The sequence below is a fragment of the Halobacillus andaensis genome, assembly GCF_014636475.1.
GTDB lineage: Bacteria > Bacillota > Bacilli > Bacillales > Halobacillaceae > Halobacillus_A > Halobacillus_A andaensis.
In genome coordinates, this window is sequence record NZ_BMEL01000002.1 from 626,873 (window position 1) to 640,850 (window position 13,978).

16 protein-coding genes are annotated in these 13,978 nt (G+C 44.6%); all 16 read left to right on the top strand.

The features are described from left to right. Positions 1 to 19 precede the first annotated feature (19 nt). The 16 genes from murA to rpiB all read left to right on the top strand — a co-directional run bounded on the left by murA (position 20) and on the right by rpiB (position 13,971). A complete protein-coding gene (murA, locus tag IEV27_RS10460) occupies positions 20 to 1,306 on the top strand; it encodes a UDP-N-acetylglucosamine 1-carboxyvinyltransferase (RefSeq protein ID WP_188377404.1) in 1,287 nt (428 codons plus the stop codon). A 451-nt stretch (positions 1,307 to 1,757) separates the two neighbouring features. Continuing rightward, positions 1,758 to 2,723 carry a class II fructose-bisphosphatase gene (gene glpX / locus IEV27_RS10465; RefSeq protein WP_188377405.1) on the top strand — a complete coding sequence of 322 codons (966 nt, stop codon included), beginning with the start codon at positions 1,758 to 1,760 and terminating at the stop codon, positions 2,721 to 2,723. 305 nt (positions 2,724 to 3,028) lie between these two features. Next, positions 3,029 to 4,330: a transcription termination factor Rho gene (gene rho, locus IEV27_RS10470; protein ID WP_188377406.1), complete on the top strand. Its 1,302-nt coding sequence runs from the start codon at positions 3,029 to 3,031 to the stop codon at positions 4,328 to 4,330. Between the two features lie 147 nt (positions 4,331 to 4,477). Continuing rightward, the gene (locus tag IEV27_RS10475; RefSeq protein WP_188377407.1) at positions 4,478 to 4,723 is read left to right on the top strand and encodes a type B 50S ribosomal protein L31; all 246 of its coding nucleotides are present in this window, start codon (positions 4,478 to 4,480) and stop codon (positions 4,721 to 4,723) included. Positions 4,724 to 5,364: 641 nt separating this feature from the next. Next, entirely contained in the window at positions 5,365 to 5,985 is a 621-nt protein-coding gene (locus IEV27_RS10480) for a thymidine kinase (protein WP_188377589.1), read from the top strand. Between the two features lie 175 nt (positions 5,986 to 6,160). After that, positions 6,161 to 6,466, top strand: coding sequence for a hypothetical protein (locus IEV27_RS10485; RefSeq protein ID WP_188377408.1), 306 nt, complete (start codon positions 6,161 to 6,163; stop codon positions 6,464 to 6,466). Next, entirely contained in the window at positions 6,417 to 7,277 is an 861-nt protein-coding gene (locus IEV27_RS10490) for a dimethylarginine dimethylaminohydrolase family protein (protein ID WP_188377409.1), read from the top strand. Before IEV27_RS10485 ends, IEV27_RS10490 begins: the two co-directional genes overlap by 50 nt. Before the next feature lie 68 nt (positions 7,278 to 7,345). Beyond that, positions 7,346 to 7,753, top strand: coding sequence for a hypothetical protein (locus IEV27_RS10495; protein WP_188377410.1), 408 nt, complete (start codon positions 7,346 to 7,348; stop codon positions 7,751 to 7,753). Between the two features lie 80 nt (positions 7,754 to 7,833). After that, positions 7,834 to 8,904: a peptide chain release factor 1 gene (gene prfA / locus IEV27_RS10500; RefSeq protein WP_188377411.1), complete on the top strand. Its 1,071-nt coding sequence runs from the start codon at positions 7,834 to 7,836 to the stop codon at positions 8,902 to 8,904. 1 nt (position 8,905) lies between these two features. Next, on the top strand, positions 8,906 to 9,745 hold the full coding sequence (prmC, locus tag IEV27_RS10505; RefSeq protein WP_188377412.1) for a peptide chain release factor N(5)-glutamine methyltransferase: 840 nt from the start codon (positions 8,906 to 8,908) through the stop codon (positions 9,743 to 9,745). A 56-nt stretch (positions 9,746 to 9,801) separates the two neighbouring features. Beyond that, a complete protein-coding gene (gene spoIIR, locus IEV27_RS10510; protein WP_188377413.1) occupies positions 9,802 to 10,413 on the top strand; it encodes a stage II sporulation protein R in 612 nt (203 codons plus the stop codon). Between the two features lie 50 nt (positions 10,414 to 10,463). After that, positions 10,464 to 10,781, top strand: a complete 318-nt coding sequence (locus IEV27_RS10515; RefSeq protein WP_188377414.1) for a hypothetical protein — start codon at positions 10,464 to 10,466, stop codon at positions 10,779 to 10,781. A gap of 234 nt (positions 10,782 to 11,015) precedes the next feature. Next, positions 11,016 to 12,053 carry an L-threonylcarbamoyladenylate synthase gene (locus tag IEV27_RS10520; RefSeq protein WP_373868096.1) on the top strand — a complete coding sequence of 346 codons (1,038 nt, stop codon included), beginning with the start codon at positions 11,016 to 11,018 and terminating at the stop codon, positions 12,051 to 12,053. 60 nt (positions 12,054 to 12,113) lie between these two features. Beyond that, a complete protein-coding gene (locus tag IEV27_RS10525; RefSeq protein WP_229735125.1) occupies positions 12,114 to 12,656 on the top strand; it encodes a manganese efflux pump MntP in 543 nt (180 codons plus the stop codon). 53 nt (positions 12,657 to 12,709) lie between these two features. Continuing rightward, entirely contained in the window at positions 12,710 to 13,324 is a 615-nt protein-coding gene (locus IEV27_RS10530) for a low molecular weight protein arginine phosphatase (protein ID WP_188377416.1), read from the top strand. A gap of 206 nt (positions 13,325 to 13,530) precedes the next feature. Beyond that, positions 13,531 to 13,971, top strand: coding sequence for a ribose 5-phosphate isomerase B (rpiB, locus tag IEV27_RS10535; RefSeq protein WP_188377417.1), 441 nt, complete (start codon positions 13,531 to 13,533; stop codon positions 13,969 to 13,971). Positions 13,972 to 13,978: the final 7 nt, after the last annotated feature.

Here is a 13,978-nt window from a genome sequence, read left to right on the forward strand (position 1 = left end):
TTAAAGTGAGGAGTTACTCATGAAAAAACTTTTAGTAGAAGGTGGAACTCGCTTGCGCGGCCAAGTGCGCGTAAGTGGAGCAAAGAACAGTGCTGTAGCTTTACTTCCGGCAGCTATTTTGGCGAATTCAAAAGTAACCATTGAAGGTCTTCCTAATATCTCTGATGTTCATACCTTATCAGAATTGTTGGAGGAAATTGGCGGTACCGTTCATAAAGATGGACAAACCTTAGAAATTGATCCATCGGAAATGATATCGATGCCGCTTCCAAATGGTCGAGTGAAGAAGTTAAGAGCTTCCTATTACTTTATGGGAGCCATGCTTGGGCGCTTTAAAAAGGCAGTGATTGGTCTGCCGGGCGGTTGTCACTTAGGACCAAGACCCATCGATCAGCATATTAAAGGATTTGAAGCTTTAGGTGCTGAAGTAACAAACGAGCAAGGTGCGATTTATTTAAGAGCCAAAGAGCTTCGTGGTGCTCGCATTTATTTAGACGTGGTCAGTGTGGGAGCTACCATTAACATCATGCTCGCTGCTGTAAAAGCCAAAGGCAAAACAGTGATCGAAAATGCTGCTAAAGAGCCAGAGATCATTGACGTGGCTACATTGTTGGCTAGTATGGGCGCTAAGATCAAAGGTGCTGGTACGGACGTCATCCGTATTGAAGGTGTAGAAGAATTAAACGGCTGCTTGCATACGATCATTCCAGACCGTATTGAAGCAGGAACCTATACCATTATGGCCGCAGCTCAAGGCGAAGAGATGATAATTGATAATGTCATTCCTCAACACCTTGAATCATTATTGGCGAAGCTTAGAGAGATGGGCGTCACGATTGAAGAGAATGATGAACAGCTCTATGTCAAACCTGGAAAAGCATTAAAGAGCGTCGATATAAAAACGCTCGTCTACCCAGGGTTCCCAACGGATCTGCAGCAGCCGTTTACGACGCTGCTGACAAAGGCAGGTGGGACAGGAGTCGTAACCGACACCATTTATCAAGCCCGCTTTAAACACATCGATGAATTACGGCGTATGAATGCTTCGATTAAAGTTGAAGGCGGATCGGCGATCGTTGCCGGCCCCTCTAAGCTCGAAGGAGCTAAAGTGAAAGCCTCTGACTTACGAGCCGGCGCTGCCCTCGTCATTGCTGGATTGATGGCGGACGGGATCACCGAAATTACAGGTGTAGACCATATCGAAAGAGGCTATGAAAACATCACGAACAAGCTAATCGAACTCGGTGCCAACATCTGGTATGAGGAAATGTCCGAAGAAGAAGTCGAACAATTCCAGAACTCTTAATTTAAATAACTGCGGTATCAACGGTACCAGGACAGAATGTAGTGAGAGCACTCCGGTGTCAGCACTGACTATAGTAAGTGCACAACGGTATCAGCACAGACTATAGTTAGAGCACTACGGTACCAGGTACACAAATACACGTAAGCATCAATGAATCTTATAAAGCGATTGTGTACCTGGTACCGCTACAGCAACAGCCGAAACAGTGGAAAAACCGCAGCAGCACTGAATGTAGCAAGCACTACGGTACCAGGTACACAAATACACATAAGCATCAATGAATCTTATAAAGCGTTTTGTGTACCTGGTACCGCAACAGCAACAGCTGAAACAGTGGGAAAGCAACAGCAACAGCTGAAACAGTGGGAAAGCAACAACAACAGCTGAAATAGAGGTAAAACCACAATAATAAAGCATTTATGTACCTGGTACCGCCAAGGGGAGAAGATCCATGGAAAGAAGTTTATCGATGGAATTAGTAAGAGTGACAGAGGCAGCTGCATTGAAGTCTGCCCGTTGGATGGGAAGAGGAAGAAAAGAAGAGGCTGATGATGCAGCTACTTCTGCCATGCGTGATGTTTTTGATACCATTCCTATGAAAGGGACGGTCGTCATTGGGGAAGGCGAAATGGACGAGGCGCCGATGCTTTACATAGGGGAGAAGCTAGGAAATGGCTATGGTCCGCGAGTAGACGTGGCCGTAGACCCCCTTGAAGGAACGAACATCGATGCTGAGGGAACGTGGAACGCTCTTGCTGTTATTGCGATTGCGGACCACGGCCAGCTTTTGCATGCTCCTGATATGTATATGGATAAAATTGCGGTCGGGCCCGAATCTGTAGGAAAAGTGGATATTAATGCTTCGATTGCAGATAATTTAGCTGCTGTCGCGAAAGCGAAGAATAAAGATGTAGAAGATGTCGTAGCCACAGTATTGAACCGTAAACGCCACCAGGGTATTATCGAAGAAATTCGTGAGGCTGGAGCTAGAATCAAGCTAATCCCTGACGGGGACGTAGCTGCGGCGATTAACACCGCTTTTGATGATACGGGTGTCGACATTCTATTTGGTTCGGGTGGTGCACCTGAAGGGGTGCTTGCTGCTGTAGCCTTGAAATGCCTCGGAGGCGAAATCCAAGGGAAACTCATTCCTGCCAACGACGAAGAGCTGGCTCGATGCAAGGAAATGGGTATTGATGATGTTAACCGGGTCCTCTACATGGATGATTTTTGTGGAGGAGAAGATGCCATTTTCGCTGCTACAGGCGTAACTGACGGGGAACTGTTGCAAGGCGTTCAGTTTAAAGGACAGAAAGCAACGACTCAAACGCTTGTGATGAGAGCGAAGTCAGGCACCGTCCGTTTTATTGATGGCGATCATAGTTTGAAGAAGAAACCAAATCTAGTGATTAGATAAAAGAAGAGCTTTTCTGCTAAAAGGGTTAACTAAAGAGACCAGAGCCTATCTGGTCTTCTTCCCTTTTTCATTTCTCCTAAATTCACCTGCCTGATAAAATTCTTGAATCCTTATCCAAACAAGTTGTACAATGTATAGTGTTTCTTAAAAGATAAATAAACCGTAACCCTCTGCAGACTTCATTTACCTTCCAACCCATCTTCACGTATTCATCCAAACATAAGATTGTCAAAAGGATCGATGATTGAAGGCACGCTCGGGTATACAACATCTACAGGTCAAAAATAAATTAAAGTGGTGATCATGTGTCAGAAGTAACAATTTCAAGTTTAGAGACGATGACCTTGAAAAAACTCTACGCTTTAGCTAAGCAATTCAAAGTTTCCTATTATGCGAAGCTAACAAAACGAGAGTTGATTTTTGCAATTTTAAAAGCACAGGCAGAGAAAGATGGTTTCTTATTTATGGACGGAATTCTTGAGATTATTCCGTCAGAAGGATTTGGATTCTTACGCCCAATTAACTATTCGCCAAGTGCCGAAGATATTTATATTTCAGCCTCTCAAATTCGTAGATTCGATTTGAGAAACGGGGACAAAGTTTCAGGGAAGGTTCGCCCTCCTAAAGAAAATGAACGTTATTACGGTTTGCTTCACGTAGACGCCGTCAACGGTGAGAACCCGGAAACAGCAAAAGAACGCGTTCACTTTCCAGCATTAACGCCTCTTTACCCAGATCGTAAAATGACGCTGGAGACAGAAAGCAAAAAGCTTTCTACGCGAATCATGGATATCATGGCGCCGGTTGGATATGGGCAGCGTGGCTTAATCGTCGCACCGCCTAAAGCAGGGAAGACGATGCTTTTAAAACAGATGGCGAACAGCATTACAACCAATCATCCTGAGGCAAAATTAATTATTTTACTCGTCGATGAACGTCCAGAGGAAGTAACAGACATCGAACGATCTGTTGCTCCTGATGTTGATGTGGTTAGTTCAACATTTGATGAAGTACCAGAAAACCATATTAAAGTAGCGGAGCTTGTCCTTGAACGAGCGATGCGTTTAGTGGAACATAAGCGTGACGTTATCGTGTTAATGGATAGCATTACTCGTCTTGCCAGGGCGTATAACTTAGTCATCCCGCCAAGTGGACGTACACTTTCTGGTGGTATTGATCCAGCAGCCTTTCACCGTCCGAAACGTTTCTTCGGTGCGGCGCGTAATATTGAAGAAGGCGGCAGCTTAACGATTTTAGCGACGGCGCTCGTTGATACGGGCTCACGCATGGATGATGTCATTTATGAAGAATTTAAAGGAACCGGGAACATGGAGCTGCATCTTGACCGCAGCTTAGCGGAACGCCGCATCTTCCCAGCGATCGATATCGTTCGCTCCGGAACGCGAAAAGAAGAGCTGCTTCTGCCAAAAACCGAACTGGATAAGATATGGGCCATCCGCAAAACGATGTCCGATGCCCATGATTTCTCCGATCGTTTCTTGCGCAGATTGCGTGCTTCGAAGAACAACGAAGAATTTTTCGAACTCATGGATCAGGATATGCAAGGGAAGCAGGGCAAGCCAGCAAAAGCAGGAGCTAGAAAATAATAATGCAATTAGGCTGTTGCAATGACAATCTAGTGCTGATATAATCTTTCTATGTGAGTTTCAGTAAAAGGTGTAACGACTAACCTTCGAAGGCTCTTACAATAACTCTGTTTCAAAAGGATTCAGGGCAAAAAGGAGTGGAAGAACATGAAAGAGGGAATTCATCCAGAATACCGTAAAGTGGTATTTCTAGACACAAGTTCTGATTTCAAGTTTCTAAGCGGATCTACACAATCATCTAACGAAACGATCGAGTGGGAAGATGGCAACACGTACCCATTGATCCGTGTTGAAATTAGTTCAGAGTCTCATCCGTTCTACACAGGCAAACAGAAAGCTGACAAAGCTGGCGGCCGTGTTGATCGCTTTAAGAAAAAATATAACCTTTCATAATAATGAATGGACACCTTCTATGGTGAACATTGATAATTTTGAGCAAAAACAGGCAAATATCAAACCGTTTGCCTGTTTTTTGTTAGTAAAAAGAAAAGCGCAGGCGAGTGTTCAGGAGCGTACGCATAAGCAAACCGGCGAAGTGAAGTGTTCTTTCTTCACGTAGCCGGGTTGCTTATGTCGCTAGGTCCTGCGAGCCGGAGCTGGACAGTAAGAAAAGCGGAAAGGGGCGGTTTAGGCCTGACACGCGTAAGCAAAACCATGCAGTGGCGATCTATGCCACGTAATGGGGTTGCTTACGACGCTAAGGCCTGCCCCTTGCAGCTAGACAGTAAGAAAAGCGGAAAGGGGCGGCTTAGGCCTGGGTAGAAGAAGTTCGACTAAGAACGGCACGTCCTGTGCCAACGTCGAACTGACCCCCGTCCTGGCCGCCCAAGCAAAACCATGCAGTGGCGGTCTATGCCGCGAGTGTCTGGCCGCTTGAGAATAAAAGGTTAGCGAATGGTTAGCAAACCCTCGCTTCGGCAATAAATAAAACAGAATGAATTTTAAAAGCTGTCCTGAGGCGATCAGCTGTAGCGTTCGCCAAAGGGAGAGCTTTTTTAATGACGTGTAAGTAGGAGAAGGGAGCGGCAGTGAACGTGTATGTAATGAAGCAAAGTGGTTGGGTTGAAGTCATCTGTGGAAGTATGTTCAGTGGAAAATCGGAGGAACTCATCCGTCGTGTACGTAGAGCTACATATGGAAATTTGTCCGTTCGAGTATATAAACCAGCAATTGACAATCGTTACAAAGAAGATTCCATTGTTTCTCATAACGGAACTTCTGTACTGGCTCGTCCAATTAGTGAATCCCTGGCGATTCTTCCAGAGGTTGGCGATGACGTGGATATTGTGGGCATTGATGAAGTGCAGTTTTTTGATGACAATATTGTAGAAGTCGTGGAATGCTTGGCCGATCGAGGAATTCGTGTGATTGTCGCCGGACTCGACACTGATTTTCGGGGAGAGCCATTTGGCAAAGTTCCAGAACTTATGGCGTTAAGCGAAAGTGTAACGAAACTGAATGCGATTTGTCCTGTGTGCGGTTCACCTGCAAGTCGAACGCAGCGTTTGATCAATGGGGAGCCTGCATCCTATGATGATCCGATTATTTTAGTAGGTGCTTCTGAATCGTACGAGCCACGCTGCCGTCACCATCACGAAGTCCCTAATAAACCCAGGCAAGAGCAAGTGAAGGCTCATGCTGAAAGCTTTAAATAGAGCTCAAAACCCGTTTACTTTTTAAAAAGGAAGCGGGTTTTTGCTATATCATCGTAAAGACCCACAATTGGAAGTAATTCCTCTGTAACGCCACGCTGCTAATGTGCTCTTCTCTGTTTTAGAAGCCCGGAAAGAGGAATCCTTATAGTATAATCAATAAAAAAGGGGAATACTCATGAACTCATCGACCGAACAATTAAAAGAGGCACGTCTGTTGAAAGAGTGTTCTGATGCTTATGTTTATGCTGTAGAAGTGAACGAGAAAACAGAGAGCAGCTGGGCCATTGAGTCATCGATTGAACTTTGTAAACAGTGTGCGCAGGAAAGCCTTCAAATTAGAAATAATAGTAAGATTTACGATTTATGTTTAGAGTATGTCGGTTTATGTGAAAATATAAGAAATACACAATCCGGTCGATGGAGGAATCAAGATGCAAACAAAGAACGCGAATTCAAATCAGTCAAAGGGATGTCGAAATGAATATGACGCTCTGAAGAAGGTGCTCGTAAGTAAACCTGAGCATATGAAGATCACTAAAATTATTAATGAAACACAGAAGCATTTCGCAAACGAAAATATTGATATTGATCTAGCCGTGGAACAACATACCCATTTCGTAAAAGTCCTTCAAAGCCACCATATTCAAGTCGACTACTTACCAACAAGCCCCCAATTAAATGAGCAGGTTTTCACGAGAGATATAGGATTTTGCATAGGAGATCAAATGTTTGTTTCCTCACTTGCGAGCGATGTCCGCCAGGAGGAGGTTAAACCGCTGCTTGATTTTCTAGAAAAAGAAGACGTCACGTTCACGAGACTGTTTGGTCCTTCGATTGAAGGTGGGGACGTCATTATTAATCATGGCACCATTTATGTAGGAATCAGTGATCGTACGAGTATGGCAGCCGTTGAACATTTGCAAAAAGCGCTTCCTGAATATGAAGTCATTCCATTAAAATTGCGTGACGATATTCTGCATTTAGATTGCGCGTTCAATATTGTTGATGAGAACACCGCCCTCCTACACTCTCCTGCTTTTGAAAAGCAAGATGTTCAGTTGTTAAAGAAGACCTTTCACTGCATTGAAGTCGATGAAAATGAGCAATTCCAAATGGGGACAAACGTTTTGTCCATTGGTCAGCAGTTGGTCATCAGCCTTCCGCAAAACTCAAACGTGAATCAACAGCTTAAGGATGCAGGTTTTATCGTCGTTGAAGTTGATTTATCCGAAATTATAAAATCAGGTGGTTCCTTCCGCTGCTGTACACTGCCGATCGCGCGAAAATCATAACTCTTAAGATCTAAAGCATAAACATCCTCTTCTCGGTCAAACTAGAAAAAAAGAGAAGAGGTGAATTTATGTTTCGATTAACAGCTATTCTTTTTCTTCTTATCACCGTAGGATGCGGACAAAATCTGGATGAAAATCTGGAAAAATCTCAAGGGTATACGAACCGTCAGGATATCATGAACATGGGATTAGAAGATGATCCATCTACGACACCGACGAATCCGCGTTCCATTGAGCGCGTTGGTGATACGTGGGGTGAAAAAGAAAACCGCGATCAAATACGCGAAGCCGCTCTTACCGTTGAAGGCGTGAATGTGGAGCGTATTATTTTAGAACAAGACAATGCCTGGGTAACCGTGAGAGTTGACGAAGAATTAACAAAAGAAGAACACAAGCAATGGAGCGAGAAAGTCGCTGAAAAAATAAGGAATGCCGTACCTGATTACGATGTTACCGTAAAAGTAAACGCACAATAACAGCTAATCAACGGATGTGGTTGTAACCGCAACCTCTCTATAATATAATTGTACTGTTATGGAGAAAGAGGTGCATACCATTGATCGAACGTTTACAAACCTTAGAAGATCGCTATGAAAAGCTCAATGAACTTTTAAGTGATCCAGAAGTGATATCAGATACGAACAAGCTGCGAGAATATTCGAAAGAGCAAGCAGGCTTAGAAGATACAGTGACAGCTTATCGCGAGTATAAAGAAGTCACCGAGCAGCTTGATGATGCGAAGGCCATGCTTGGCGACAGCCTGGATGACGACATGGAGGAAATGGTCAAAGAGGAAATCAGCGAGCTTTCCGACCGTAAGTCCGAACTTGAAGAACGTTTGAAAATCTTAATGCTTCCAAGTGATCCAAATGATGATAAGAACGTTATCATGGAGATCCGTGGAGCGGCAGGCGGAGACGAAGCGTCGCTGTTCGCCGGCGATTTGTACCGTATGTACGCCCGTTATGCGGAGTCGCAGGGATGGAAGACGGAAGTCATCGAATCGACACCGAATGAAGTCGGTGGCTACAAAGAGATTATTTTTATGATCTCAGGCGATCGTGCCTATTCTAAAATGAAGTTTGAAAACGGAGCTCATCGCGTGCAGCGTGTACCGGAAACGGAATCAGGCGGACGTATTCATACGTCGACCGCTACGGTTGCTGTATTACCAGAAGCGGAAGAAGTCGAAGTCGAAATACATGAGAAAGACATACGTGTGGATACATTCGCTTCCAGCGGACCTGGTGGTCAAAGTGTAAACACGACGATGTCTGCTGTGCGACTGACGCATGAGCCAACGGGTACTGTGGTTTCTTGTCAGGATGAGAAATCACAAATCAAAAACAAAGAAAAAGCGATGAAAGTGCTTCGTGCGCGGGTTTATGATAAATTCCAGCAGGAAGAACAGGCGAAATACGATGAAAATCGTAAGTCTGCCGTTGGAACGGGCGATCGTTCTGAACGTATCCGTACGTACAACTTCCCGCAAACGCGCGTAACCGATCACCGCATCGGCTTGACACTGCAAAAGCTGGATCAAATTTTGCAAGGGAATTTAGACCAAATCCTGGATGCTCTGCTCATTGAAGAGCAAACGAAAAAACTAGAGTCGATTGGTGAATAACATGAAACAGACAACGATTGAGGAAGCCCGCCGCTGGGCTTCTCTTTTTTTGAAACAGCATAATCGAGAGCCGCGTGTCGCTGACCTGCTGCTAGAGGATTTGTTTGAGCTCAATACGGCGATGCTGATGGCTTATGAACGAGATCCTTTTCCTAAAGAGAAGCTTGATCGCTTCACCGCGTACGTCAAGCAGCATGCGGAAACCGGCATTCCTGTGCAGCATTTGATTGGCGCAGCTCATTTTTACGGCCGTGTCTTTACCGTGAACGAACACGTTCTAATCCCTCGGCCCGAAACGGAAGAACTCATTGAAGGTGTCCGCCAGCGCCTTCAGCCAAGCGATCAATCAATAGCCGATATCGGAACAGGCAGTGGAATTATAGCCATTACATTACAACTCGAAACACGCCGTCGCACGCTCGCAACTGATCTATCAAAGGCAGCTCTGCAAACGGCCAAGGCTAATGCAGAAAATCACAAGGCTCAGATCGAATGGTTTTGCGGAGATTTTCTTGAACCGCTTCGCGACCAAACCATTGATGTCCTCGTGTCCAATCCACCCTACATCGCTCGCGACGAAATGCTCGATGACACGGTGAAAAATTTTGATCCCGGCCTTGCGCTATTTGCTGATAACGAGGGGCTTGCGGCCTATCAAACGATCATTCAACAAATCGCTCGCCGCAGACAGAAACCAAGAGTGATCGCTTTTGAAATCGGTCATCAGCAAGGAGAAGCCATAAAGCAGATCATCCACAGCCAGCTAGCAAACTATCAAGTCACCGTTGAAAAAGACATCAACAAGAAAGATCGAATGATTTTTGCAATTTTAGATTCATAGGTTTAAATCTTTTCCCCCCTGACCACAATAGTTATCAACAGGGAGGGAATTTTTTTATGAAAAATGTCATGATTATTCTTATATTATCCACAGTTTGTTGGACCACCCTAATGTTCGGAGCTACGGAAGAAAAGGCAGACGGAGCGGAATATCAAGTGATTCCGGATGAAGCGATTCGGCTTAGGATTCTCGCGGATAACAATGATCCGAATGCTCAGCAATTAAAGCGGGAAGTGCGTGATGAAGTAAACGCCGAAATTACGAAATGGGTGGAATCCTTAACGTCAATCGAAGCCGCGCGCACGTTAATTCAACAGCGCATCGATGAAATAGATGAGATTGTAGAAGAAACGATCCGCCGTTCAGGCGATGAGCAAACCTATACGGTTGATTACGATTCGCAAGTGCAGTTTCCAACGAAGCTTTACGGCTCTTACGTTTATCCAGCTGGTGAATACGAAGCGATTTTAATTACACTTGGTGAAGGGGAAGGGGATAACTGGTGGTGCGTACTGTTTCCGCCACTATGCTTTCTAGACTTTTCAAACGGAACGAGTGTAGCAGAAGAAGAAGAAGAAGCGGAGAAGCCTGTTGATGAAGTGGAAGAAGACGAAGAAGAGCAAGTGGAATTTTTCCTCGTGAAGATTTGGAATAAGTGGATATCCTAGCATAATAGGCACCCTCGTTTCATAGAGTGGTAGAAGAAAGGTGGGTGCCTATGTATATTGAAAAAGTTCAAGCTGGTGAGGAAAGCCAGTACGCCATTAAAAAGGATCGTACAGAAGTCGGACGATTTATTTTAAGTGAGCAAGGGAATGGAGTTAAACGATTAAGAAATTTACAAGTCGACGGGGATGTCTCCAAAACGGGCATTCTCTACGTATTTGAACTGATCCAGCAGTATATTCAAAAAGAAAACATTCAAGAGATTCAAGTGAAAAGTCATTCGAAAGAGCTAGACACGTTACTTCTCCATCAACGATTTGAGCTGAAAGATGGAAAAGAACAATTGTGGACGTATCGTGTGAATTGTTGATAACTAACCGAGTTATTCACATTTGAGTGTTATTTAGTGGATAAATTGTGGATATAAAAATTTTAAACGAACGTAGGAATGGCTTTTATCTTATGGATATGTGGATAAAGTTGTGGGTAAGTTGAGGATATCCTGTGAGTAGTGTCTGGATTTGCGAATTAACACCCAATTCTTCATAATAGATAGAGATATGAAAGAGAAACGTGTTGATTAAAGGAGCAATCAGGCATGACCTTGCAAACGAAACGATGGCAGCGTACGACAAAAATAAATGAACAATATCATGTAATTGAAGAAGCAGCGGCCCTGTTGAAGGATCAACAGGTCGTTGCTTTTCCTACGGAAACCGTTTATGGCTTAGGAGCTGACGCTACGAGTGAAGCGGCTGTTCAGCGTATTTTCGAAGCGAAAGGAAGACCATCAGACAACCCGCTGATCGTCCACGTCGGCGACCGTTCTCAAGTGGAACAGCTGGTGACGCATATTCCAGAAATAGCAGACAAGCTGATGGATCAGTTTTGGCCAGGTCCTTTAACGCTTGTTTTACCAAGTAATCATAAGGCGGCTCGCAATGTGACAGCAGGGTTAGACACGGTCGCCATTCGCATGCCAAGCGATCCGATCGCTTTAGCCCTTCTTAAAGAAACGGGGCTGCCATTAGCCGCTCCCAGTGCCAATCGCTCTGGACGCCCGAGCCCGACAGACGCGGCTCACGTGCAGCAGGACTTAGATGGGCGGATTGCTGGAATTGTGGATGGAGGGCCGACAGGCGTCGGTGTTGAATCGACGGTTCTAGATTGTACGACAGAAGTTCCGATCATTCTCCGTCCTGGCGGCGTGACAAAAGAAGACTTAGAATCATTCATCCCAAATGTAGTCATTGATCCGGCTTTAGCGGATCAAGCGGAAGACCAGCCAAAATCTCCAGGCATGAAATATACCCATTATGCTCCTGAAGCCCCGCTTTGGTTAGTGGAAGGGGATGATGAATTTTTTCAACATCAGCTTGAATCGATGAAAGCCGAAGGGCAGCGAGTAGCCGTAATTGCCAGCCGAGAGCTTGTCGGCCAATTAAATCATGAGTATGTTACGCCTTGTGGGTCCCGCCAACAATTGACGGAAGTCGCTGGAGAGCTCTATCGCGCGTTAAGGTATTATAAAAAAGCAGACGTTGACGTCATCTTATGTGAGTCGTTCCCGGAACATGGTGTTGGCGCGGCAATTATGAACCGCCTGCACAAAGCCGCCACACAGAAAATTACACAGTACTAATCATACGCCCCATCTCCTTCGCATACTTTACAGTAGCATGTCCGAGGAGGGGGCTTTTTCGTGGAATTAGAAAATATGGCGTCTATCATACTCTTATCTATTGCATTAGGCATGGATGCATTTTCCATTTCATTAGGGATGGGAATGCAGTCCGTTCGTTTAAAATATATAGGAATCGCTGGCTTACTCGTAGGTTTTTTACATATGGTGATGCCTGGTCTTGGCATCCTTTTAGGGAAATGGCTTTTTGTTAATGTCAGTGAATGGGCATCGCTGGCGGGAGGTTTTTTACTGTTGACATTAGGGGCCTATACCTTATTTGCTTCTTTTACGGAAAAGCATTCCCCTGCTCATTCGATGGCGGGATTTGGGTTGTGGGTTTTTGCCTTCAGCGTAAGCATTGACAGCTTTCCGGTAGGGTTCAGTCTCGGTTTACACAATATGAACCCGATCGTTTCTATCTTCTCCTTTGGCATGATGAGTACGGGGTTAACATGGCTTGGTTTCCTCGTTGGCAGACGAGCGACAAGCTACGTTGGTGCTTATAGTGAACTCCTTGGAGGCAGCATTTTGTGCGCGCTAGGACTCTATACCATATTCTAATATAACGACCTGTGTTAAAATGGTAAAAGATGATGTGAAGGGGAGGACCACCGATGAATGTACTATTTATTTGTACAGGGAATACGTGCCGCAGTCCAATGGCAGAAGCGATTATGAAAGCAAAAGATAATAAAAATAATGTTAAATCAGCAGGGATCTTCGCTGATGTAAATCAACCTGTTGGACCAAATACGGTCGAGGTCCTGGAGGAAATCGGGTTACACTTCGATAATACATCAACCCCTGTATCCCAAGAGCTGCTAAACTGGTCAGATATTGTACTCTGTATGACAGAGAGTCATAAACAAACCTTAGCTTTACAATATCCAGATCTACAGCATAAATTTTATACACTCAAAGAATATGTCCTTATCGATGAGGATCAATGGAGGCACTTAACGGATCTGTATGCTCAATTCGAGGAGAAGCGGGCGTGGGTGCTCAGTCAAGCCGATGAGAACTTAAATGAAGTTGAACTTGAGCAGCATTTACTTGAAGAACTAAATGAAGAGATTCAAGCGATTCAGCAAGCGGAGGATCAGCTGCCAAACCTCAATATTACAGATCCGTACGGTCAAAGTGTCCAAATCTATCGGGAAACGCGTGATGAATTAGAGAAGACGATCCATCTTTTAGTCGAAAAATTAAAAAACGAGAAAGATTCGTAGATCATCTTAACGTCCTGTTCAATGTTTTGAATAGGACCTTCTCATATCCCCTGCTATAACTTCTATTTTAATAGGAAGTTTCTCCACTATATAAGACACCCTATGAAACCCTTTTCACCACCCTTTGTTCGATTGACAGCGCCCGTGATACCTGTCACTATAAAAATTGAAGATGTGAATATTAGATAGAGGAGAGTGTGACCAGCATGAAAGTCATTATTGCTTCTGACCATGGCGGGATAAACATACGCCGTGAAGTAGCAGACGTTTTAGAAGAGTTGGGTATCGAATATGTAGATCTAGGATGCGATTGTGAAGGATCCGTTGACTATCCCGATTATGCCCTCCCAGCAGCAGAACGTGTAGCAAGCGGGGAGTTTGATAAAGGCATTCTGATTTGTGGGACAGGCATCGGTATGTCGATCTCGGCAAACAAAGTTAAAGGCATTCGTGCTGCACTCGTTCATGATCTTTTCACGGCAAAAGTGACACGTGAACACAATGACTCCAACGTGCTTTGCATGGGAGAACGCGTCATTGGACCCGGGCTCGCTCGCGAAATCGCGAAAACATGGGTCCGAGCTGAATTTGAAGCAGGAAGACACAAAAATCGCATAAATAAGATTGCCGATTACGAGAATAAGTAATAGAATG

Coding starts and splice junctions, on each gene's coding strand:
- murA (WP_188377404.1), top strand. CDS start 20: ATGAAAAAACTTTTAGTAGAAGGTGGAACTCGCTTGCGCGGCCAAGTG.
- glpX (WP_188377405.1), top strand. CDS start 1,758: ATGGAAAGAAGTTTATCGATGGAATTAGTAAGAGTGACAGAGGCAGCT.
- IEV27_RS10475 (WP_188377407.1), top strand. CDS start 4,478: ATGAAAGAGGGAATTCATCCAGAATACCGTAAAGTGGTATTTCTAGAC.
- IEV27_RS10485 (WP_188377408.1), top strand. CDS start 6,161: ATGAACTCATCGACCGAACAATTAAAAGAGGCACGTCTGTTGAAAGAG.
- IEV27_RS10490 (WP_188377409.1), top strand. CDS start 6,417: ATGCAAACAAAGAACGCGAATTCAAATCAGTCAAAGGGATGTCGAAAT.
- IEV27_RS10495 (WP_188377410.1), top strand. CDS start 7,346: ATGTTTCGATTAACAGCTATTCTTTTTCTTCTTATCACCGTAGGATGC.
- prmC (WP_188377412.1), top strand. CDS start 8,906: ATGAAACAGACAACGATTGAGGAAGCCCGCCGCTGGGCTTCTCTTTTT.
- spoIIR (WP_188377413.1), top strand. CDS start 9,802: ATGAAAAATGTCATGATTATTCTTATATTATCCACAGTTTGTTGGACC.
- IEV27_RS10515 (WP_188377414.1), top strand. CDS start 10,464: ATGTATATTGAAAAAGTTCAAGCTGGTGAGGAAAGCCAGTACGCCATT.
- IEV27_RS10530 (WP_188377416.1), top strand. CDS start 12,710: ATGAATGTACTATTTATTTGTACAGGGAATACGTGCCGCAGTCCAATG.
- rpiB (WP_188377417.1), top strand. CDS start 13,531: ATGAAAGTCATTATTGCTTCTGACCATGGCGGGATAAACATACGCCGT.